Below are 19916 nucleotides of genomic sequence, written 5' to 3' on the forward strand. Positions count from 1 at the left end.
TCGCCAACCGAATCCGCGCACGGATCGTCGTCAATAAAACGCGCGGCGCAAACCTGTCGCGATAGTCTCGCCGAAGCGTTTGCAAAGCAGCTTCACGATCATTTTGCTTGTCGCGCGACAGCGCTCAACATGCCTCGTCATGCGTTGCGTTGATCACTTCTGCGCGCGCAGCACTTGAACGACTGCTTAACCGCGTTACGCTATTTGCGCGTATTGTCGGTGGACCATAGTTCCGGCAATTCGGATCAAGGGGACTTATTATGGCGAGAGCTACAATGAAGCGTAAGCCGGCCAAGAAGGCTGCGGCGAAGAAAGGTGCGCGTAAAACCGCAAGGAAGGCAGCGACGAAGAAGTCAGCTGCCAAGAAGGGCGCCCGCAAGGCTACGCGAAAGTCCGCTGCGAAAAAGACGGCCCGCAAGGGCGTCCGCAAGGTGGCGACGAAAAAGCGCGGCGCCGTGAAAAAGGCCGGCGCCAAGAAGAGCACGCGCAAGGCGACCGCGAAGAAGCGCACGCCGCGCAAGGCGAAAACGCCAACCCCGCCAGCTGCGCCAGCGACCGCGTAAGCCGAAGCGCCTCGCATGCGCGATCGGTCTTTCGCGTCACTGCGGCAGCGCTTCACGCGCTCATCGCCCGGGGGCGCGCGTCCAGCGAGACGCATCCCGGGCGATAGCATTGCTCACTGCATTTTCGGCCGCGTCCGACGCGCGTCAGCCGTTAGCGGCGCCTAGCGCGTCAGGCATTCCGTCGCGAAATCGCGCCACATCGGCAAACCATCTTTCGACTCGCGTTTCATCCTGTCCCATTCCTCGGCGCAGGCTCGCATCTTCTCGCGCGGCGCGGGGGGGAGAGTCGGCGGCGGCTGGCTTGTATCGACCGGAGGCGGCGTTCGCGGTGGCGACAGCGCGTCGACGCCAGGCGCCTGCGGAGTTTGCGGAGCGGGCTTCACACTCGGCGTCGGCGGTACGACCGTCGGAGATCGCGTCGCGCGGGGCTGCCGCGCCGGCGGTTGCCCAACCTCCCGTGGAAGCGAGGGGGTTCTTTGCTTTTGCTGCGCCGGGCCGGAGCGGGCTCGAACTGGCGGCGTTGGCGTCGCCGGCTTGACCTGTGCGAGTGATGCGCTCGCAGCGAGAAGGGCGCCGGCGGCGATCGCCGAAGCACGCGCCAAGCGGCTCAGAGAAGAGTTGCGCGAGCCGATTTTCAATGCTTTTCCTCGCGCAAGCGCAATGGCCATTGATCCTCTATAGCCTGAAGTCCGTTCCCCTCGAAAGCGGATGACGCCGATGACCAAAGGAGGGCGCATGTCAGCCAGCACAGAGAGAGGAGGCGCCATGAACGATGCACGAAAGCCCGTCGAAGCAGCAGCGCGGCTGAGTCTGCTACAGCGCCCGCGTCGGAATCGGAAGAGCGAATGGGCGCGCCGTCTCGTCAGGGAAAACGCACTTGAGGTCTCGGACCTCATCTGGCCCCTCTTTTTGATCGACGGGGCGGATCGACGCGAGCCCGTATCCTCGATGCCAGGCGTGTTCCGTTACTCGGTCGACGCGGCGGTTGAAGCCGTCGCAGAGGCGGCCGCGCTCGGCGTGCCCGCTGTTGCGCTGTTCCCCTATACCGATCCGGACTTGCGCGACGAAATCGCGAGTGCGGCGCTCGATCCCGAGAATCTCGTCTGCCGCGCCTGCCTGGCGATCAAGGGCGCCGTTCCCGACATCGGCCTCATTACCGACGTCGCGCTCGATCCTTACACGAGCCATGGGCATGACGGCCTTCTGGTCGGCGACGAGATCGTCAACGACGCCACGGTCGCCGTGCTGGCGCGGCAGGCGGTCAGCCAAGCGCGCGCAGGCGCGGACATCGTTGCGCCCTCGGATATGATGGATGGACGCGTCGAAGCGATCCGCAACGCGCTCGACGCCGAGGGTTTCGAGAACGTTCAGATCATGAGCTACGCCGCGAAATATGCGTCGGCGTTCTACGGGCCGTTCCGCGACGCAATCGGCACGAGCAAGACGCTGAGAGGGGACAAGCGGACCTATCAGATGGATCCGGCCAATTCCGACGAAGCGCTGCGCGAGGTGGGTCTCGACCTGGAGCAGGGCGCCGATATGGTGATGGTGAAGCCCGGAATGCCGTATCTCGACATCGTGCGACGCGTCGTCGACGTCTACCGGGCGCCAACATTCGCCTATCAGGTGTCGGGCGAATACGCGATGATTACCGCTGCCGCGCAAAACGGCTGGATCGACGGCGAACGCGCCATGCTCGAAAGTCTACTCGCCTTCAAGCGCGCCGGCGCCTCGGGCGTCCTGACCTATTTCGCGCTCAGCGCGGCGCGGGCGCTGCAAGGAAGAAAGTGACGCGCGCGTCACTTTCTTCCAGAAGGATCGTCCTTCCAAAAGGATGGTCACGCCGCGTCGCGCAGGCTGCGTACGCGGTCGTGGTTTTCCTTCACGCCCTGATACTGGCGCTGGACCATCGATCGGATCTCTGGAGGGAGAGGTTGCGCGATGGCCTGCTGATAGGCGTCCTTGGCGGCGTCTTCGCCGCGCTCGACCTCCTCCAGCACCGCCTGTTCCGAACGGCTTGTCAGAGCGGCCTTCAGATTTGTCCAAGCCCGGTGCATGGCGCCGGTCATGGAGCCGCTCTTCGAAGGTTCGCCGCCTAAGCTGGCGATCTTCGATTCGAGTTCCCGCGCGCCTTCAGCGCAGCGCGCGGCCGCCGTTCGAAACACAGTCTTTAGCGTCGGATTTTCGACGTCTTCAGCCGCGGCCAGAAACCCTTGCTCGCCGTCGCGACTGATTTCGGCAAGCTCATTCAACGTGGTGATGACTTCAAACTTTTCCATTTTCCTGCCTCCCGAGGACGCATGCGCGTACGGGTCCTAAACATTAGGCCGATTGCTTTGTTCCGGCGGATTGCAGGTCGGGGCGCGTCGGTAGGGCGGGCGGCGCGGCGAGACTCCGAGGTCGCGGGGTGGACAAAGACTCGCAAGCATGGTTTGCAGGACCGCCCGCTGCGCCGCTTGCGCGCGCGTCAGCGAGCTATCTTCAGCCCCCTCCAGGCCTCGCTAAAGATATGATTCAACGCGCCGTTCTTGTCGCCACTCTAACGTTTTGCGCCGCCGGGTCGGCCCGAGCGGATTTTCGTCTGTGCAACAACACGAGCGCGCGCGTCAGCGTCGCCATCGCTTATACCGACGGGCGCAACTGGTTGTCGGAGGGTTGGTGGAACCTTCGGCCGAGCGTTTGCGAAACGCTTCTGCGCGGTCCGCTCGCCGCCCAATACTATTATGTCTACGCGATGGACGAGCGCGGCGGCGAGTGGAAGGGCAAAGCGTTCATGTGCACGCGTGATCGGGAATTCCGCATCGACGGCCGAGAGGACTGTTTCGCGCGCGGTTTTGATCGAACCGGATTTTTCGAAATCGACACGGGACGGGACGCGAAGAGCTGGACGGTTCAGCTCACGGACCCCAACGCTGCGCCCGCGCAATAACTCAATTCAGGAACTGCTTCATCATGAGAAGGTCGCGGCGCGTCAAAATTATCGCAACGCTTGGTCCGGCGACGGTCGACAAAGCGGTCATCGCGGGGCTCGTGCGCGCCGGCGCCGACGTCTTCCGCATCAACATGAGCCACACGGATCATGCCGGCCTCGCCAGCTATGTTCGGATCATCCGCGAAATTGAGAACGACATGTCGCGCGCCATCGCCGTGCTCGTCGATCTTCAGGGCCCGAAGCTGCGCATCGGCGCCTTCGAGGAAGGCTCGGTGCATCTGCGCAAGGGCGACGTGTTCGTCTTCGACAGCGATCCCAAACCCGGCGACGTCACGCGGGTGCGTCTGCCGCATCCCGAGATTTTAGCGGCGCTCAAGGTCAATGATTCGATCCTCATCGACGATGGCCGCGTGCGGCTGCATGTCGTCGAGACGTCTCCGGAGCGGGCGCACGCCGTGGTCGACGTCGCTGGCCGCCTCTCGAACCGCAAGGGCGTCAGCCTGCCCGATACCGAAATTCCCATCACTTCGATGACCAACAAGGATCGCGCCGATCTCGACGCCGCGCTCAAAGAGCGCGTCGACTGGGTTGCGATCTCCTTCGTCCAGCGTCCCGAAGACGTCCTTGAAGTGAAGCAGATCACGCAAGGCCGAGTGATGGTCATGGCGAAGATCGAGAAGCCTCAGGCGATTTCGAGGCTCGAGGAGGTGATCGAGGTTTCTGACGCGCTAATGGTGGCGCGCGGCGACCTTGGCGTCGAAGTGCCGCTCGAGCGCGTCCCAGGACTTCAAAAACGCATCAACCGTTCGGCGCGACGGCTGGGCAAGCCGGTCGTCATCGCGACGCAGATGCTCGAGTCGATGATCCTGTCGCCCTTGCCGACGCGCGCCGAAGTGTCCGACGTCGCCACCGCCGTCTTTGAAGGCGCGGACGCCGTCATGCTCTCCGCCGAAAGCGCGGCGGGGCAGTATCCGCACGAAGCCGTCGCCACCATGAGCCGGATCGCGGAAGAGGTCGAGACGGACGCGATCTACCGCTCGATCATCAACGCCCAGCGCGGCGAATTGCCCAATCCGACCTCAGCCGACGCCATCGCCGTCGCCGCCCGCGACGTGGCGCAAACGCTTCATTCGAAGGCGATCATCGCCTGGACGTCATCCGGCACGACGGCGCTGCGTATCGCCCGCGAACGGCCCCAGTCGCCGATTCTCGCGCTGACGCCGAAGCGCGACACGGCCCGTCGCCTGGCGCTTGTCTGGGGCGTGCACGCGCTGGAGACGCGCGACGCCGTCGACATTGAAGATATGGTGGGGCGCGCCTGCGAATATTCGGAGAGCGAGGGGTTCGGCGGCCCTGGCGACCGGGTCATCATCGTCGCCGGCATGCCTTTCGGCACGCCGGGCGCGACAAACATGATCCGCATCGCACATCTGGGCGAGCAGCGCCAAAGCGGCGAAGTCTAATCCTGCAGTTGCAGCTTATCGGCGGAGGACCTGCCGCTCCGCTTGTCCACGACGAGTTCGTAGGAAACCTTCTGGCCTTCAGCGAGGCTGTCCAGGCCTGCGCGCTCGACGGCGCTGATGTGAACGAAGACGTCCTGGCCGCCGGCATCCGGCTGAATGAAGCCGAAGCCCTTTTGTGCGTTGAACCACTTTACGGCGCCTGTCGGCATGGCTTTTCCTTTCAAAATCGCGGGAACGCTGCGGATCGCTGCGTTCTTCTCAGTCAATCGAAGCTTGGGAAAGGTCAGGCGCCGCGCGTCTTGAGACGAGAGAGCAAGATCGTTCGGCCGAAACTCGAATGCGCGATGAATATTATAGGAGCGGAGGGCCAATGAAAACCCGGCAGGCGAGAATTGTTAGTCTCCCAGCGGTCGCCATTCCATCATGATGGTTTCGCGCCCGGACAAAGTGTTCGCGCCGCGCCCGACGCGCGAAAATCCGTCACGTTCGTAAAAATGGATGGCGCGAGCGTTGTCCGCATTGACGTCCAGCCGAATAAGCCTTGGCGAGACGTTTCGCGCCGCCGACAGCAGCGACGCTCCGAAGCCTGCGCCGAATCGATCGGGAGCGACGCAAATCTGATCGAGCCAGCCGTCCGCCGGATTGATCACGACGAAGCCTGCAAGCGTCGACTGGGCGTCAAACAGGCAGAGCGTCACCGCTCCAATCGCTTCCAGCTCTCGAAGGCGGCGTTGGAGCCAGTCGCGGCGCGCCTCAAAGTCGATCTCGGGGTAGGTCGCTCGCCAGGAGGCGACCCAAACGTCGAGGATGAAGGGCCAGTCGTCGTCGACGCGCGAACGCAGATTCAGCGGCGCATGTGCGGTGGGGGCGTTCATGCCTTCCTCATCAGATCGAGCAGCTGGCGGTGAATCGCCTCATTGCCTGCGCAGATCTCGCCCTTCCCAAGCATGTCTGCGCCGCCGGAAAGGTCGCTGACGAAGCCGCCGGCTTCACGCACGAGCACGATGCCCGCCGCCACATCCCAGGAGTTAATGCCGCGCTCCCAATAGCCGTCGAAACGTCCGCAGGCGACCATCGCGAGATCGAGCGCCGCGGCGCCCAAGCGGCGAATATTGGCGATCTTTCCCATGCCGGCCGCAAGCTCGCGCTTGAAGGATTCATGATCGCGGACCCGCGCCAGCGGCGGAATTCCGCAGGCCACCATGGACTCGCCGAGCGAACGCCGCGCAGCGACGCGCATGCGGCGATTGTTGAAATAGGCGCCTTGGCCTAGTTCCGCGACGAACATGTCGTCGGTGGCGGGATTATAGACGAGGCCGGCGACGAGACGATCCTCGCGCTCCAGGCCGATAGAGATGGCGAAGACCGGAACGCCATGGAGGAAGTTCGACGTGCCATCGAGCGGGTCGATGATCCAGCGGTGGCTCTTGTCGGAACCTTCGACGACGCCGCCTTCCTCCAGAATGAAGCCATAGCCGGGGCGCGCCTTCGACAGCTCGTCGAACAGAGTCTTCTCGGCGCGCTTGTCAGCCGCGCTAACGAAATCGCCCGGACCCTTCACCGATACTTGGAGGTTCTCCACCTCCCCGAAATCGCGTTTAAGGCCGCGTCCCGCTTTCAGGGCGGCGGCGGTCATCACATTCATCAAGGCGGAGCGAATCATTTTAGGAGAGCCTAGGGGGAGGGTTGTGGGAGGTTCAACGCTTTTCGAGCGCGGCGGGCGCCCGGGGACGAACGCGGAGGCTTGTTCAAATGCGCCAGTTTTCGTCCTGGAGCCAGTCCCTTTTTCGGCTTTGCCGCCGCTACCTCTCCGTCGGCCAAAAACGCTCGACACAATGGCAGTTTGGCGCGCGTTAACTTTAAATTAAGGATTATCATGCAGCCTGAATGCGTCCCTTAAGTGGGACATCCGAGTGGCTTCTTCTCCACTCGTCCTTGATGCCTCCCTGTCAAGAAGCCTTGAGAGCCGCCGTCGCGGCTCTCTTTTTGCGTTCGGCGCGGCGCGGCCCGTTAAGGTTAAGGAAAGGCTAAGCGCGCGCCCCTCGGTCCTCTGCGTTACAGTTCATGCCATCGAAAGACGCAACCGCGTCGCATTTGCGTGAACGTTCGTATGGCTCGAGTCAAAGGCAGCGTGGGGGAGAAGCAGCCGGTCTCTTTCATCGAGAGACTGGCGGGATCCGAGGGCTTTTGCGCTCTGTTCCGCGAAGGAATGAGCCTCGTCGAGGAGGCGGCCTCCTATCTCGACGGCGACGGACGTCTCGACGCGAAGGCGCTGCCGCGGACCGAAGCTCTCGCCTATGCGGCTGAGAGCATGCGGCTGACCACAAGGTTGATGCAGATTGCGTCCTGGCTGTTGCTGCAGCGCGCGGTGAATCAGGGCGAGCTGACGCGCCATCAGGCGGCGAGCAACCGGCATCGCGTCAAGCTTCGCGAACAGGAGCTAGCCTCCGCCCCCGACCTCTTCCAGCGCCTGCCGCTCCGCCTGCGCGAGCTGTCGCTGCAGTCGCTGCGCCTGCAAGCTCGGATTATCCACCTTGACCGGCTGATCCATGCGCTCGAGCCGGCTCTCGCCGCGCCGGCGCCGACGTTCAGTCCGGTCGAAGCGCAGATCGCGAGGCTGCGCGCCGCTTTCGCCCAGTAATATCCTTCAGGCGAACCAACTGGAGGCGGCGGTTTGACCGCCGCCTTCTTTTTATTTCTTGCCGAAAGAGAGATTTCCGAAGCGGGAGTTGAAGCGCGACAAACGTCCGCCGCGGTCGAGCAGTTGCGTCGACCCGCCCGTCCAGGCCGGGTGCGTCTTCGGGTCGATGTCGAGGTGCATCGTGTCCCCCGCCTTACCCCAGGTGGAACGGGTCGTAAATTCCGTGCCATCGGTCATCACGACCTTGATCATATGATATCCGGGGTGGATGTCCTTTTTCATAGCGATGCATCCTTTTTGCGATGGAAACGACTGAAGACCCACGCCGCGGCGGCGCGGGGTCGGCCGTTCGAAACAAGCGAATTTGCTGGCGCTGATAACGCACTGCGGGCAAATGGGCAAGTTGACCCCTCACGGCCGGGCGCCACAAGCGAGGAATATAGAAAATGACCGGACGCCGAGCCGATCTGCCGCAGCTGAAGCCCGGGCTCTTCGTTAGCGACGGCGGCATGGAGACGACGCTGATCTTCCATGAGGGCGTCGACTTGCCGCATTTCGCGTCGTTTGTTCTGCTCGACAGTGAAGAGGGACGGGCGCGGCTCCGCGCCTATTACGAGCGCTATCTCGCGATCGCACGGCGCCATGGACGCGGCTTGATGCTGGACAGTCCGACCTGGCGCGCCAATCCCGACTGGGGCGCGAAGCTTGGCTATGACGCGGCAGGGTTGAAGCGCATCAATGAAGCATCGATCGCGCTTCTCGACGAACTTCGGCGGGCCTGGGAGACGGCTGAAGCGCCGATCGTCGTCGCCGGCGTGATCGGGCCGCGCGGAGACGGCTATGCGGAAGGGCGCATGAGCGCCGCGGAAGCGGAAGACTATCACGCGCCGCAGATCGCCTCCTTCTCCAAAACGGCCGCCGACATGGTCGCGGCCTACACTTTGAATTATGTCGAGGAGGCGATCGGGATCGCCCGCGCCGCCCGCGCGCTCGCCATGCCCTGCTCGATTTCCTTCACGGTGGAGACCGACGGCAAACTGATCGGCGGGCGGAGCTTGCGCGACGCGGTCGAGACGGTGGATCGCGAAACCGACGCAGCGCCTGCCTATTACATGATCAACTGCGCCCATCCGACGCATTTCGAGCAGGCGCTCTCTGCGGACGCGCCGTGGATGAAACGGCTGCTCGGCGTCAAAGCCAACGCTTCGACAAAAAGTCACGCCGAGCTGGACGAATCGGAAACGCTCGACTCCGGCGATCCGATCAATCTCGGCCGCAGATATCGGAGATTGCGCGAGACATATCCCGGCTTGCGCATCCTGGGCGGGTGTTGCGGGACGGACGACCGCCATGTCGCCGCGATCTGTGAAGCCTGCGCCTAGCGCGCGCTATGTGATCTGCATTTGGGCGACCAGGTCCAAAAGCCGCGTGATCTAAAGCGCTTATGCCGCAAGCATTCTGTGCACCTCGGTAACCAGATCCCGCAGATGGAACGGCTTGGAGAGGATTTTCGCCTGTCGCGGCGCGTGACTGTCGGGGTTGAGCGCCACGGCGGCGAAGCCGGTGATGAACATCACCCTGATGTCGGGATCGAGCTCGGTCGCACGGCGGGCGAGTTCGATTCCATCCATCTCGGGCATGACGATGTCGGTCAGCAGGAGTTCGAAGGGCTCGACCCGAAGCTGATCGTAGGCGGAAAGCCCGTTGTCGAATGAGGTGACGGAAAAACCGGCCTGCTGCAAAGCCTTGACCAGGAAGCGCCGCATGTCGTTGTCGTCTTCCGCAAGCAGAATTCTTGCGGTTGGTCTGTCGTTCATCGCCATCCTCGCGGGTTTTTAGCCATATCGCCCGAGCTTCGTAAATTTCAGGTGAAACCGGGGTGGCGCCGCGTTAACTTAGCGCCCAGTATAGCGCGACGCATCGTCCTTTTTGAGCTGATCCGCCGCGCCGGCGCTCGTCTGAAGAGACGGTCGCGGCGCGGAAACGAGAAAAACGAATGAACGACGGCATGCGCGAGTGGCGCGAAACCAATTCGACGGCGACGCCCTGCTGCGAACCGGAATTTGAACGCGCCTTCGACATCATCGAGCCGGACGCGCTCGTTTCGCCGCTGGTCTTTTCCTCACCGCATTCGGGGCGGATCTATCCTGCGCGCTTTCTCGCCGCGACGCCGCTCGACGCGGCGACGCTGCGCCGTTCGGAAGACGCCTATGTCGACGATCTCTTCGCCTCGGCCTCATCCCTGGGAGCGCCTCTGCTGCGGGCGCGCTTTCCCCGCGCCTATCTCGATCTCAATCGCGAACCCTACGAACTCGACCCCAAGCTCTTCGACGGCGCTTTGCCGTCCTTCGCCAACACGCGCTCGCTGCGCGTCGCGGCCGGACTTGGGACGATCCCGCGCGTGGTCGCCGACGCGCGCGAGATCTATGCAAGCCGCCTCACGCTCGAGGAGGGCTTGCGGCGCATCGACAGCCTCTACAAGCCCTACCATGCGGCCTTACGCGGCCTGATGGAGCGCGCCGCGGCGCGTTTCGGGGTCGCGGTGCTGATCGACTGCCATTCGATGCCTTCGACCGGCGCCCGCGATCCTTTGCTCTCGACGCGGGGCGACAAGCGGCGCATCGACTTCGTCATTGGCGACCGCTACGGCGCCAGCGCCTCCACCGGACTCGTCGACGTCGTCGAGGATCGATTGCGCGGCCGCGGCTATCACGTCATGCGCAACCGGCCCTACGCGGGCGGTTTTATTACCGAGCATTACGGCAAGCCCGTCGGGGGCTGGCACGCGCTGCAGATCGAAGTGTCGCGTGGTCTTTACATGGACGAGTCTACGCTCCAGAAGAACGAGCGCTTCGACGCCGTCGCCCGGGATCTTGCGGACGTCATGGCGATGGTGGCGCGGCACGAAGACTTGAGCGAAATTTTGGGCGGTGAGCGGCGGGCGGCGGCCGAATAGCCGGGCGCTCGACGCGCCCCGCTGGGAGCTGGCATGACCGCCGTTGATTTCGAGAAGTTCGTTGAGCGCCTCGCCGACGTTTCGGCGGAAGCCATCATGCCTTTCTTCAGGACCGCGCTCGCCGCCGACGACAAGGCGCATGGCGGGGCGTTCGATCCCGTCACGGAAGCCGACCGCGGCGCCGAACTCGCCATGCGGCGGCTGATTGAGGCGACCTTCCCCGACCACGGGGTCTATGGCGAAGAATTCGGGCACTTACGCGAAGACGCCGAATATGTCTGGGTGCTTGATCCGATCGACGGCACCAAGAGCTTCATCTGCGGCCTGCCGCTGTGGGGCACGCTGATCGGCCTCACGCATCGCGGGCGCCCCTGCTACGGCCTGATGAGCCAGCCGTTTACCCGAGAGCGGTTCTTCGGCGACGGCGAGGCCGCATATTGGCGCGGGCCGGCGCGCGGGCCGGAGGGCGCGCGCGGCGTTCTTGAGACGCGCAAGATTGCCTCGCGCCACTGTCCAAAGCTCGCGCAGGCGACGCTGATGACGACATCGCCGCTGCTGATCGATCCGGCGCTGCGCGAGCATTTTCACCGTGTTGAGCGCGGGGCGCGGCTTTCCCGCTACGGCGGCGACTGCTACGCCTATTGCGCGCTTGCGGCCGGCCATGTCGACCTCGTCATCGAGACGAATTTGCACCCCTACGACATCGTTGCGCTGATTCCGATCATCGAGGGCGCGGGGGGCGTCGTCACCAACTGGAGCGGCGGCCCGGCGGCGCTGGGCGGCGCCATCATCGCGGCGGGCGACCCAGCGCTGCACGAAGAGGCGTTGAAGCTGCTCGGCGATTAGCGCGTCTGGAGCGCTTCCCCATCACATGGAATCATGTGATGGCTGGGGAATCGCTCAAAATCAAAATGTCGGAGCAGGTCTCATCGAAAAAGTCTGTCAACTTTTTCGGAACCTGCTCTATGAGACGCGCGCTTCGCCCGGAATGAACGCGTCGAAGCCGCGCCAGAACTGACTGCGAAACTCGTCGCGCTCCATCATGAGTTCGTGCTTGGCGCCGGGAACCATCGCGAGAACGCCGCTGTCGAGATTTTGAGCGAAACGCTCGATGGCGCCGTTAGAGACGATCATCTCGCGCCCGCAGCCGAACATCAGGATGGTCGCGCGGATGCTTCGGGCATAGTCGGGCGATTCGAAGCCCCTCATGAGACGGAAGGCGGCGTTGACCCAGCCGATCGTCGGATCGCCGATGGCGAGCTGCGGCGCCACCCTGAGAATGGCGGCGTTTCGTTCGAAGCGGACCCGATCGGTGGTCAGCAGATTGCCTTCGAAGGGCTTCTCGATAAAGGAGGCGCCGGTTCCGCCCGGAATGTACATGCCGCCCAGTCCGCACATGTCGAGCGTGTCAGCAAGCCAGCGCGAGGCGCGCGGAAACCGCAGATTGGCGAGATCAATCATGGGAGCGGTCAGCACGAAGCGCTGGAACGGCGTTTTTCCTGCATGCGCCGCGTCCAGCAGGATGGCCGCGCCCATCGAATGGGCGAGGGCGAACCAGGGCTTTGGCCGGTCGCTCAATACCTGGGAGATGAAAACCTCCAGATCGCGCTGATACTGAGAAAAGTCGTCGATATGGCCCTTGCGCGGGTCGGCGAGCTCGCGTTCCGAGCCGGCCTGGCCACGCCAATCGAGAGCCACCACGTCGAGGCGGCGGCGGCGCAACGCCTCGATGGTCTCGAAATATTTTTCGATGAATTCATTGTGGCCCTGAAACAGCGCCACCGTGCCGCGCGCTCTCTCGCTGCAGGGAAATGCGGCGGCGCGCAATCGCCGGCCGTCCCGCGTCTTCAGGGTGTAAACGGCGGCGCCTTCGGGAATCGGGTTGCCGGGCGACGCGACAAGTTCTCGCATGGGATCTCCTCGGCGCTTCAGAGCCGAATCTTCGCGCCAAGATAATGCATTTTGGCGACAAGGCCGAACGCCGCCGTTTCAATCGGCGCAGAAGGCGGCGAGACGTTGGGGTTCCGCGAAGTTCAGTCTGCCGCTGACGATAGCGTCGACCCGTCCGGACGCGCCGATGAAATAGTGGAGAGGGGTAACGACGCCGCCGTCGGCTGTCGCGCCATAGAAGGCCCGGGCGCTCATGGCTTTTGAGACGTCCATCCTCGTGGAATCGCCAACGCGAAAGATTTTCCAGGGCAGTCCGTAGGTTTTGAACTTCGCCGCATCCTTGGGGTAATCGCTGGCGCGCGCCGAGACGAAGACGATGTTCCAGCGCTCCGGGCAGGCGGCGGCGATCGCCTTGAAGCCTTTCATTTCAGCGAGACAATTCGGACACCAATATGCCCACAGGCTGACAAGCGTCGGCCGGCCGTTCGCCATCAGCGCGCGCAGATCGAGCGGCGCGCCATTTGCGCCCACGAGATCGACCTCCCCCAGAGAGGCCTTCATCTCGTCCTCGGTGACAGCGCGCGGCGCATTCGCGCCAATGATCTCGGCGTGCGCCGATGCAAGCGAAGCGCAGAGCAAAAGGGTCAAAAGGAGAGATCGCCGCATCATAAGCGTCCGGAGAAAAGGCGGCGCAACAGCGCGCCGCCTTTGAAAATAGAGCGTCGCGGTCAGAACCTCACGGTCAGCCCGGCATAAAAGTTCCGACCCATGCCGGGTACCTGACGCACGCTCGCAAGACCCGCATTGCGTCCGAGCAGGCGCGCGTTCCACGAATAGTTCGACAGGTCGAATCCGCCAAGCGGCAGCGAGTAGAGGGCGTCGGTGAGATTGTCGACGCCAAGGTCGATGCGCATGTTGCTCCACTCATAGGCGGCGCGAAGATTGAGCAGCGCATATGCCGGGGTCGTGAACTCGCCCTTGTTCGCCGACACGTGATCCTTGGGCGCGACGAGTTGCGTTTCGGCGGCCATGCTCAATCCGCCGATCTGATGCTCCAGCGCGATGCGCGCATTGGCCGGCATCAGATTCCACAGGCCGTCGCCCTTCTTGACCAGAAACGAGGCGACGGAGCACAAACCGTTGCCCGGCAGACAAAATTGCGGATTGCCGATGTCGAGATTTCGTCCGTAGACGAAACTGACGACGCCGACCGCCTGGAGCCTGCCGTATTCCGGCGACTCATGCAGCTTGATCCTGCCCGAGCCGTCGACGCCGTAGAGCTCCGCCCTGAAATTGCGGAACTGCATGATCTGGAAAATATAGGAATTCGCCACTGGAAACTGATTGAAGGTCCCGCCGGTTCTGGCGCCGTCGATGTAATTCTCGACATAGGTGTAGAAGGGCGAAATCCGAGCATCCCAATTGTCGGCGCCCGACATGTCGCGCCAGGCGCCGGTGATGCCGAAATTGTGGGCGACTTCCGGCTTCAAATTGAGATTGCCGGTATAGCCGTTGCCGTCGCCGAACCAGTTGAACATCGCGGTGAATGGGCTGGACACCGGCCAGATGTAGCGCTCGTAAAGATTGGGAGAGCGCGTCTTTCGCGAATAGCCAAATTCGTAAAAGCTGCCGGGCTCAGGTTCGTAGCGCGCAAGCGCGGTCATATCGAAGTTAACGTCAGTGCGCGCGTGGCTTTGAGCGTTGAACAGATTGACCGCGACGACGTTCGGATTGGCGAACGCGAACGGCGTGTAGCTGCGGCCGGGACCCGTATCCATCCAAACGACGTCGTTGCGCACGCCGATAAGGCTCGACCATTGCGGCGTCCAGCGGCGCTCCCACTCAGCATAAGTGCCGATGCGATTGCGCTGGCCGCCGTTGATGTTGATCTGCGCGAACGGACGCGACAGCGCGTTGACGTTGGGGAAGCCGGTGAGATCGGACGGCCAGTAGTCCTGCAGCCGATAGCCGTGGAACTCATTGCCGATACGGAAGAGATCCTGCTCGCTGTATGGAATTTCCGCCTTGACGGAATAGCCGAAATCTCGGCCCTGCGCGATCATCGGGTGGTTTAAATAGAAGCGATCCTCCAGGAATCCCATCTTGTGGAAGACCTGGTGCCAGTAGGCGCGCGCTTCCAGCGTGCCCCACTCGAAGGCGCCTTTGTAGAGGGCGTCCAGCGAATAGGAGCGATTGCGCGTCATATCCATGCGCTGGTTCGGAAAGCCCTGATAGGGGATGTTCTGATAAGCGCCGCGGAAGGTGAACAGATGCCCTTCGTTCTGGTAGCCGAGCGTGACGGCGTGATTCTCGGACATGAAGCTCGTAGAGAGAACTTTGTCGCCGTTGCCGCCGGCGTGATAATTCGTCGCCCGCTGCCAGGACCCGTTGTAAAGAAGGCTCCAATGGTCGTTGGCCATGTTGATGTTGGCTGAAACGCCGACGCCGTTGTTATTGCCGCGGAAGAAGGCCGAGATCGTTCCCGTCGCCAGCACTTCATTGTTGGGGCCAAAACGCAGCGTGCCGGGAACTGGCAATGGGAGGTAAGGAACGGGGCCGTAGGGGCTCGCGGCGACGATCGGCGACACCGGCGCGCCGCCAGGGCCGACGACCCCCGGCGCGACGACGGGCGTCGCAAACACCGGCGATTTCGGCGTGACCAGAATAGAGCCGCCGATCGAATCGCCGCCTTTGCTGACCGACGAGACCGCGGTCACGACTTCAACGCGGCCGATCGTGTTCGGATCGGTGTAGCTCAACGGCGAATTCATGTGATTGGCGCAGGAGGACGTGGCCTGCACGCCGCCTACGACAATCTTCAGGCGATCGTCGGCGAGACCACGGATCGCCGGGAGGCCGGAAACGCCGCCGCCTGTCTGCACGCTGACGCCCGGCTGATGCTCGAGAAGCTTCGCCGTATCCGTCTCCGGCGGCTTCTCCTCAATGATTTCCTTCTGCGTGACGATGGTCTCGTCGGCCTTCTCCAGCGGCGGCGTGGTTGGCGTCCTCTGCGCCGCGCCGACGACGATCTGCGGAAGAGAGACTTGGGCCTTGGCGGTCGCAAGCGAGGCGAGGATCAACGCGCAAGCGCTTGCGCCGCGCAGTAGGGCGGGACGGTACATTGAATGAGTTCTCCTGATCCGCCGGCGAACGGCGGTTGAAACGGTTCGTGTTCTGTTTCGTCAGGAGAGCGCGGGAGGCGCGCGCGAGCGCGTTTCGCCGGGCCGGCGTCGCTCTCGCGGCTCGAAAGGCCAGGAGTAAAAAAAGACAACGGCGGTTGGCGGTTGTTCCAGCCGCGCGATCGGCGGCCTTTCGGAAATGATCGGCGGAGTTCCGATCGGGCAGGCGCCGCAATGCGCGTGCCAGCCGTGCGTCGGCGCGCCGCTCGGCGCTTTCCCGTTCGCAGCGTCGTGACTTCTTACGCAGAACTCTTGCGTCGCCGACAGGGCCGCATGCGGCGCGATCGTCGCCTGCATCAATGCCGAAACGACGAAAAGCGTCGCAGCAAGAAAGGCGCGCAGGCCTTTCCGCCTTGCGTCCGTGTTTGCTGTCGTCGTTGAAGTCGTGGGTGACATGCCGCCGCGCCGATTCATTTTGCGCAACTTAGCCGCTACGTTTTTCTCCGTTTCCCCCCGATCGGGAGGGTGACGCTCCGCACTTACGTAAATTCTTGTCCTTGTTGCAGTTGCGCAACACAGAAGCTAAGGTGCGATTGAATGGCGCCCTGGTTTTTTTGCTGATTCTTCTAGGGCTCCAGGGCAATAAGACGTTTCGCTGCGCGGAAAGCGCCATCGCGAAGACCGGCTTTGCGAAGGTGTGGCGAGAGGTCGCACCGGGTGAAGACATGACCTCGACGAAAGATGCGGATGCGCGCGCCATCGTGGCGATCAAAGCTGCGGGCGCCGAAGCGCAGCACTGGCCAGATGCGCTCGACGAGATTGCGCGTTTCCTAGATGCGCGTTTTGCAGCGCTGCTGTTCGAAGACCGTTGTTCGGCGCTGTTGGAGCTCAAGCATTCGACACGCGCCGAGAAAGCGTGGATCGTCGAATATCTGCGCAATCATCGCAAACTCGATCCGGTCAAGGCGCGAGTCCTGGCCGAAATTGGCGTCGGTCGGGCGTTCTCGTCGGAAGACTTCGTCTCGCGGGACGAGCTTCATCGAAGCGGCGCCTATCAGCGCTGGATGGCGCCCTTCGGCCTCGCCGATATGATCGGCGGCGTCATTCATCGCTCCGAGACGGGCGTCTGCCTATTCGTCGCCTTTCGCGATGATTCCGCAGGTCTCGCCGACATCGAGGCGAAGGGGCGTCTTGACGCGCTTCTGCCGCATCTCGCGAAGGCCATCGCGCGGCACAAGCCGGCGCCTGACACATCCGCTCTCGTCGAATTGTTCGAGGAGCTGACGTCGCCCGTGCTTGTCGTCGACAGCAGGATGCGCGTCGTCCATCGGAATCGCAGCGCCGACGAGATGCTCGGCGAAGGCGATGCGCTGGCGATCTGCGGCGAAACGCTGACTCTGCGCGATCCGCGCGCAAAGGAAGCATTGGAGCGTGCGCTCGCCCGGATCGGCGGGGCCGATGCGGAAGCCTTCGCGATCATGGTAAAACGCGGGGAGTCGCGCTGCTGCGTGATGCATGTGCTGCCGCTGTCGAAGGGACTGTCGGCGCTGTTTCTGCGCAGGCTCGCGCTCAACTCCAGCGAGGGTGGAGCAGTCGCCGCGGGCGTGTTCGGCCTCACCGCCCGCGAGAGTTCGGTGCTGCTCGCCATCGCCGAAGTGGGCGGCGTCCCGGCGACCGCGCGCGCGCTTGGTCTTAGCGAAGGAACCGTCAAGGGCTATCTGAAAAGCATCTTCCAGAAGACCGGCGCGAGCCGTCAGGCGGATCTGGTCAAGCTCGTGCTTGCTCTGGAATCCCCCTTCCGCGCGCCGGAGCGCCATCCGCTGCCGACGGAGACGCTGTTATCCGCGTCGCCGGCGCCTCTTGAACGACGCCGCAGCGCTTCCTAAATCGTTGCCAGCGCGGGCCGTAACGGACGCGCTAAGAGGCGCGGCGCGATAACGCTAGCGCGCCGCATGTCGCTCACCTGGAGGATATGTCATGCGTCAGTTCGATCTCTCTCCGCTCTACCGTCAGACCGTCGGCTTCGACCGTCTGTTCAATTTGCTGGATCAGGCCAGCGGCTTCGAGACGTCCCAAAGCTACCCGCCTTACAATATCGAGCGCACGGGCGAGAACGCCTATCGCGTGACGCTCGCGGTCGCGGGCTTCGGGCGTGAGGAGCTGTCCGTCGAGACCAAGGAAAACACGCTGTCCATCAAAGGCTCGAAAGAGCCGGCGCAGCCTTCCGACGGCCGCGCGGTCCTGCATCAGGGCATCGCCGCACGGGCCTTTGAGCGTCGGTTCCAGCTTGCCGACCATGTGGTCGTAACGGGCGCCAGCCTCGTCAACGGCTTGCTGCACGTCGACCTCGTCCGCGAGATTCCGGAGGCGCAGAAGCCACGCCGCATCGACATCGGCGTGACGACGCCGTCCGCGACGATCGTCGAGTCCAAGGCTGCGTAACGGCGGAAAGTTTGCTGAAAATGCCAGAGGCCCCCTTTCGGGCGCCTCTCTTGTTATCCGCCTTATCCGCCGGTCTTCGGCTTCGCGGCGTCCTCGGGCGTCTTTGCCGTCGCTGAACCCATCGGGGCGGAAGCCGGCGGCGTCGACGCCGTCGGGGTCACGGCAGTCGTGCCGCTCGCGCCTGACGGCGGGACGATCGCCCGGCGCGAGGAGCCCCCGGCGGCGCGGACGGCCGCTGCGCGCTTGGCAGGCGTGGAGACGCTGTGCGACGGAGCGGCGGGCTTTTCGGCGATCTGCTCCGCTGGAGGCGCGGCGCTTGGCGCATGATCAGCCGAGACCGGCGCCGGCGATGTGGGGGCGCTTTCAGGACCTTGCGGCGACTGCTGCGTCGCTTGCGCTTGCGGCGGTGTGCTGGCGGGATCAGCTTTCGGCTCCCCAGACGCCGAATTCGCCGGCTTATCGGCGGGCGTTTCCTTGGCGGCCTGACCCGACGGCGGAGTCGCGCCAGAGTCCGGCGCCTTTTCAGCAGAGGTCGGCGCCGGCTTAGCTGAGCTTTCCGTGGTTGGCTGCACCTGGAGGGATAGCGCCGGCGCGGGGGCGCTGGCTTCGTTCGACTTCAGTTCTGACGGTGCCGAAGAGGTTGCCGGCTTGTCGCCAGCGGTCTTATCGGCTGTCGCCGCCGGAGGCGTCGCCGTTAAATCGGGGCCTTTCTGCTCCGGGCTCGACGCGGGCGGCGTCTCAGCGCCCGGCGCGGGCGCGGTCTTGGCGCTCTGAGCGTTCGGCTTGGGCTCCTGCGACTGCGCGGCGGCCGGCGCAGGCTTGGGCTCGGTCGGCGTCGGAGCAGGGGAGGACGTGGCGGGCGCGATCGCCATCGGCGCCTCGGGGGGCGCTATGGGCTTCGTCGTCGGGGCGATTGCGCGCGAACTCTTCGGCGCCGCGCTTTTCTGCGCCGTCCGAGCGCGCTGTTTGCTGGCGCTATTTGGCGCCTTATCCGCCAAAGTTGCGCCGCCGGACTGCGGGCGTCCGAGTTCCCCATTCGGGTAGGGGCCATTGTCAAAGCCGCGAGCGGCCGGGCCGGGGCCAACCGCCCCGGGACCGACGGACCCGGAACCCCCGGCGCCGCCCGGCGGCGCCACATAAGCATCGCCGCCAGAAGGTCCGTAAGCGCCGCCATAGCGTGGCCCGCGATCATACATCGGCGGAGGTCCAAGTCTCACTGCGCGCAAGATGCGGCCCTCGTAGGGGTCGATGATAAAGCGCATCTCGCCCTCGCGGCGACTGACGCCGGTGGCGACGATCTGCTCGCCCCGACGGCCAAGCGCCCCAACGAGTCGATAGCCCTCTCTTCCAAGAATCGAGGCGACGGCCCGACGGGAGGCGAAGGTGGGCGCCTCGTCCGGAACTTGGGAGCGGTAGCTATAGGCGAACGGCCGAAAGAAAAACTGCGCGAAGGCGTGCTGCGGAACGGCGGCGCTTGCCGCCAGCGCCAACGCGAACGGCAAAACCGCTTTCCCATTGAATGACCGCATTGTTTCTTCCCTATCCAAGCCCTCTCGGCCGCGCGCGGATGCTCTGACAACATTGCGGCGAGCATTGGACCGCCAAGCGCCCAAAGCCCAAGCGGTTGCTTGTCACTTCAGCGCAAATCTGGCAGTAATTTAGCCCGCAGATATGTCAGCGTTGCTGACCTTAAAGCGGCGCTCGCTTTTGGAGCCTCTGTTTTTCACGGTCGCCGCTCGACACGCGCCCCGGCCAACGTAAATGAGAGGCTCGCAAAGTGGCGCGTCCCTTGCCTTGCGCCCGGTCGCGAGACGAGGACGCGAGGGATTCGCAATCGTTGCGAAACCTGCGTTACGGGAATGCGAGAGTCGGGCTGCGACGATTTAGGTCACGCCCACGACAGTTTTATG

21 protein-coding genes are annotated in these 19916 nt (G+C 63.7%); 10 read left to right on the forward strand and 11 right to left on the reverse strand.

What is annotated here, in order from left to right:
- Positions 1 to 275 precede the first annotated feature (275 nt).
- Positions 276 to 563 carry a histone gene (locus ACR65W_RS11030; RefSeq protein WP_434499865.1) on the forward strand — a complete coding sequence of 96 codons (288 nt, stop codon included), beginning with the start codon at positions 276 to 278 and terminating at the stop codon, positions 561 to 563.
- Positions 564 to 1328: 765 nt separating this feature from the next.
- Positions 1329 to 2354, forward strand: a complete 1026-nt coding sequence (hemB, locus tag ACR65W_RS11035; RefSeq protein ID WP_434499866.1) for a porphobilinogen synthase — start codon at positions 1329 to 1331, stop codon at positions 2352 to 2354.
- Positions 2355 to 2401: 47 nt separating this feature from the next.
- On the opposite strand, the gene ACR65W_RS11040 is transcribed toward hemB, so the two are convergent.
- Positions 2402 to 2842: a PA2169 family four-helix-bundle protein gene (locus ACR65W_RS11040; protein WP_434499867.1), complete on the reverse strand. Its 441-nt coding sequence runs from the start codon at positions 2840 to 2842 to the stop codon at positions 2402 to 2404.
- A 230-nt stretch (positions 2843 to 3072) separates the two neighbouring features.
- Between ACR65W_RS11040 and ACR65W_RS11045 the strand changes: the two genes are divergently transcribed.
- Together ACR65W_RS11045 and pyk are read left to right on the forward strand one after the other, a co-directional pair.
- A complete protein-coding gene (locus tag ACR65W_RS11045; RefSeq protein WP_434499868.1) occupies positions 3073 to 3492 on the forward strand; it encodes a DUF1036 domain-containing protein in 420 nt (139 codons plus the stop codon).
- A gap of 23 nt (positions 3493 to 3515) precedes the next feature.
- Positions 3516 to 4958, forward strand: a complete 1443-nt coding sequence (pyk, locus tag ACR65W_RS11050) for a pyruvate kinase (RefSeq protein WP_434499869.1) — start codon at positions 3516 to 3518, stop codon at positions 4956 to 4958.
- Here pyk and ACR65W_RS11055 read toward each other — a convergent pair.
- From ACR65W_RS11055 to ACR65W_RS11065, 3 genes are all read right to left on the reverse strand, one after another.
- Positions 4955 to 5167, reverse strand: coding sequence for a cold-shock protein (locus tag ACR65W_RS11055; protein WP_014893040.1), 213 nt, complete (start codon positions 5165 to 5167; stop codon positions 4955 to 4957). The genes pyk and ACR65W_RS11055 overlap by 4 nt on opposite strands.
- Positions 5168 to 5353: 186 nt before the next feature.
- The gene (locus tag ACR65W_RS11060) at positions 5354 to 5833 is read right to left on the reverse strand and encodes a GNAT family N-acetyltransferase (RefSeq protein ID WP_434499870.1); all 480 of its coding nucleotides are present in this window, start codon (positions 5831 to 5833) and stop codon (positions 5354 to 5356) included.
- Entirely contained in the window at positions 5830 to 6621 is a 792-nt protein-coding gene (locus tag ACR65W_RS11065) for an inositol monophosphatase family protein (protein ID WP_434495209.1), read from the reverse strand. Before ACR65W_RS11065 ends, ACR65W_RS11060 begins: the two co-directional genes overlap by 4 nt.
- Before the next feature lie 447 nt (positions 6622 to 7068).
- On the opposite strand from ACR65W_RS11065, the gene ACR65W_RS11070 reads away from it, so the two are divergent.
- A complete protein-coding gene (locus ACR65W_RS11070) occupies positions 7069 to 7599 on the forward strand; it encodes a DUF1465 family protein (RefSeq protein ID WP_434499871.1) in 531 nt (176 codons plus the stop codon).
- Positions 7600 to 7650: 51 nt separating this feature from the next.
- On the opposite strand, the gene rpmE is transcribed toward ACR65W_RS11070, so the two are convergent.
- On the reverse strand, positions 7651 to 7881 hold the full coding sequence (rpmE, locus tag ACR65W_RS11075; RefSeq protein WP_014893044.1) for a 50S ribosomal protein L31: 231 nt from the start codon (positions 7879 to 7881) through the stop codon (positions 7651 to 7653).
- 164 nt (positions 7882 to 8045) lie between these two features.
- On the opposite strand from rpmE, the gene ACR65W_RS11080 reads away from it, so the two are divergent.
- Positions 8046 to 8981: a homocysteine S-methyltransferase family protein gene (locus ACR65W_RS11080; protein ID WP_434499872.1), complete on the forward strand. Its 936-nt coding sequence runs from the start codon at positions 8046 to 8048 to the stop codon at positions 8979 to 8981.
- Between the two features lie 60 nt (positions 8982 to 9041).
- Here the strand turns inward: ACR65W_RS11080 and cpdR are convergent, their stop codons facing one another.
- Entirely contained in the window at positions 9042 to 9416 is a 375-nt protein-coding gene (cpdR, locus tag ACR65W_RS11085; RefSeq protein WP_026223012.1) for a cell cycle two-component system response regulator CpdR, read from the reverse strand.
- Between the two features lie 179 nt (positions 9417 to 9595).
- On the opposite strand from cpdR, the gene ACR65W_RS11090 reads away from it, so the two are divergent.
- Together ACR65W_RS11090 and hisN are read left to right on the forward strand one after the other, a co-directional pair.
- Complete coding sequence (locus tag ACR65W_RS11090; protein ID WP_434499873.1) at positions 9596 to 10555, forward strand: N-formylglutamate amidohydrolase; 960 nt, start codon at positions 9596 to 9598, stop codon at positions 10553 to 10555.
- A 33-nt stretch (positions 10556 to 10588) separates the two neighbouring features.
- Complete coding sequence (gene hisN / locus ACR65W_RS11095; protein WP_434499874.1) at positions 10589 to 11401, forward strand: histidinol-phosphatase; 813 nt, start codon at positions 10589 to 10591, stop codon at positions 11399 to 11401.
- Positions 11402 to 11518: 117 nt separating this feature from the next.
- Here hisN and ACR65W_RS11100 read toward each other — a convergent pair whose 3' ends face one another.
- From ACR65W_RS11100 to ACR65W_RS11115, 4 genes are all read right to left on the reverse strand, one after another.
- Positions 11519 to 12466 (reverse strand): alpha/beta fold hydrolase, encoded by a 948-nt coding sequence (locus tag ACR65W_RS11100; protein ID WP_434499875.1) that lies wholly within the window; start codon positions 12464 to 12466, stop codon positions 11519 to 11521.
- A gap of 78 nt (positions 12467 to 12544) precedes the next feature.
- A complete protein-coding gene (locus ACR65W_RS11105) occupies positions 12545 to 13093 on the reverse strand; it encodes a TlpA family protein disulfide reductase (protein ID WP_434499876.1) in 549 nt (182 codons plus the stop codon).
- 80 nt (positions 13094 to 13173) lie between these two features.
- The gene (locus ACR65W_RS11110) at positions 13174 to 15567 is read right to left on the reverse strand and encodes a TonB-dependent receptor (RefSeq protein WP_434499877.1); all 2394 of its coding nucleotides are present in this window, start codon (positions 15565 to 15567) and stop codon (positions 13174 to 13176) included.
- Between the two features lie 60 nt (positions 15568 to 15627).
- Positions 15628 to 16020 (reverse strand): DUF2946 family protein, encoded by a 393-nt coding sequence (locus ACR65W_RS11115; protein ID WP_434499878.1) that lies wholly within the window; start codon positions 16018 to 16020, stop codon positions 15628 to 15630.
- A 269-nt stretch (positions 16021 to 16289) separates the two neighbouring features.
- On the opposite strand from ACR65W_RS11115, the gene ACR65W_RS11120 reads away from it, so the two are divergent.
- Both ACR65W_RS11120 and ACR65W_RS11125 read left to right on the forward strand, forming a co-directional pair.
- On the forward strand, positions 16290 to 17450 hold the full coding sequence (locus ACR65W_RS11120) for a helix-turn-helix transcriptional regulator (RefSeq protein WP_434499879.1): 1161 nt from the start codon (positions 16290 to 16292) through the stop codon (positions 17448 to 17450).
- Positions 17451 to 17541: 91 nt separating this feature from the next.
- The gene (locus ACR65W_RS11125) at positions 17542 to 18006 is read left to right on the forward strand and encodes an Hsp20 family protein (RefSeq protein ID WP_434499880.1); all 465 of its coding nucleotides are present in this window, start codon (positions 17542 to 17544) and stop codon (positions 18004 to 18006) included.
- 62 nt (positions 18007 to 18068) lie between these two features.
- Here ACR65W_RS11125 and ACR65W_RS11130 read toward each other — a convergent pair whose 3' ends face one another.
- Positions 18069 to 19535, reverse strand: coding sequence for a hypothetical protein (locus ACR65W_RS11130; protein ID WP_434499881.1), 1467 nt, complete (start codon positions 19533 to 19535; stop codon positions 18069 to 18071).
- Between the last annotated feature and the right edge of the window lie 381 nt (positions 19536 to 19916).

It is taken from the genome of Methylocystis sp., from assembly GCF_051062815.1.
In the GTDB taxonomy this organism is placed as follows: Bacteria; Pseudomonadota; Alphaproteobacteria; order Rhizobiales; family Beijerinckiaceae; genus Methylocystis.

What these genes read in the sequence shown, in the direction of transcription:
- ACR65W_RS11125 (WP_434499880.1), top strand. Translation starts at nt 17,542, where the DNA reads ATGCGTCAGTTCGATCTCTCTCCGCTCTACCGTCAGACCGTCGGCTTC.
- ACR65W_RS11060 (WP_434499870.1), bottom strand. Translation starts at nt 5,833, where the DNA reads ATGAACGCCCCCACCGCACATGCGCCGCTGAATCTGCGTTCGCGCGTC.
- hemB (WP_434499866.1), top strand. Translation starts at nt 1,329, where the DNA reads ATGAACGATGCACGAAAGCCCGTCGAAGCAGCAGCGCGGCTGAGTCTG.
- ACR65W_RS11045 (WP_434499868.1), top strand. Translation starts at nt 3,073, where the DNA reads ATGATTCAACGCGCCGTTCTTGTCGCCACTCTAACGTTTTGCGCCGCC.
- ACR65W_RS11110 (WP_434499877.1), bottom strand. Translation starts at nt 15,567, where the DNA reads ATGTACCGTCCCGCCCTACTGCGCGGCGCAAGCGCTTGCGCGTTGATC.
- ACR65W_RS11120 (WP_434499879.1), top strand. Translation starts at nt 16,290, where the DNA reads ATGACCTCGACGAAAGATGCGGATGCGCGCGCCATCGTGGCGATCAAA.
- ACR65W_RS11080 (WP_434499872.1), top strand. Translation starts at nt 8,046, where the DNA reads ATGACCGGACGCCGAGCCGATCTGCCGCAGCTGAAGCCCGGGCTCTTC.
- ACR65W_RS11040 (WP_434499867.1), bottom strand. Translation starts at nt 2,842, where the DNA reads ATGGAAAAGTTTGAAGTCATCACCACGTTGAATGAGCTTGCCGAAATC.
- ACR65W_RS11090 (WP_434499873.1), top strand. Translation starts at nt 9,596, where the DNA reads ATGAACGACGGCATGCGCGAGTGGCGCGAAACCAATTCGACGGCGACG.
- ACR65W_RS11070 (WP_434499871.1), top strand. Translation starts at nt 7,069, where the DNA reads ATGGCTCGAGTCAAAGGCAGCGTGGGGGAGAAGCAGCCGGTCTCTTTC.
- hisN (WP_434499874.1), top strand. Translation starts at nt 10,589, where the DNA reads ATGACCGCCGTTGATTTCGAGAAGTTCGTTGAGCGCCTCGCCGACGTT.
- pyk (WP_434499869.1), top strand. Translation starts at nt 3,516, where the DNA reads ATGAGAAGGTCGCGGCGCGTCAAAATTATCGCAACGCTTGGTCCGGCG.
- rpmE (WP_014893044.1), bottom strand. Translation starts at nt 7,881, where the DNA reads ATGAAAAAGGACATCCACCCCGGATATCATATGATCAAGGTCGTGATG.
- ACR65W_RS11030 (WP_434499865.1), top strand. Translation starts at nt 276, where the DNA reads ATGAAGCGTAAGCCGGCCAAGAAGGCTGCGGCGAAGAAAGGTGCGCGT.
- ACR65W_RS11100 (WP_434499875.1), bottom strand. Translation starts at nt 12,466, where the DNA reads ATGCGAGAACTTGTCGCGTCGCCCGGCAACCCGATTCCCGAAGGCGCC.
- ACR65W_RS11055 (WP_014893040.1), bottom strand. Translation starts at nt 5,167, where the DNA reads ATGCCGACAGGCGCCGTAAAGTGGTTCAACGCACAAAAGGGCTTCGGC.
- ACR65W_RS11065 (WP_434495209.1), bottom strand. Translation starts at nt 6,621, where the DNA reads ATGATTCGCTCCGCCTTGATGAATGTGATGACCGCCGCCGCCCTGAAA.
- ACR65W_RS11130 (WP_434499881.1), bottom strand. Translation starts at nt 19,535, where the DNA reads ATGCGGTCATTCAATGGGAAAGCGGTTTTGCCGTTCGCGTTGGCGCTG.
- cpdR (WP_026223012.1), bottom strand. Translation starts at nt 9,416, where the DNA reads ATGAACGACAGACCAACCGCAAGAATTCTGCTTGCGGAAGACGACAAC.
- ACR65W_RS11115 (WP_434499878.1), bottom strand. Translation starts at nt 16,020, where the DNA reads ATGTCACCCACGACTTCAACGACGACAGCAAACACGGACGCAAGGCGG.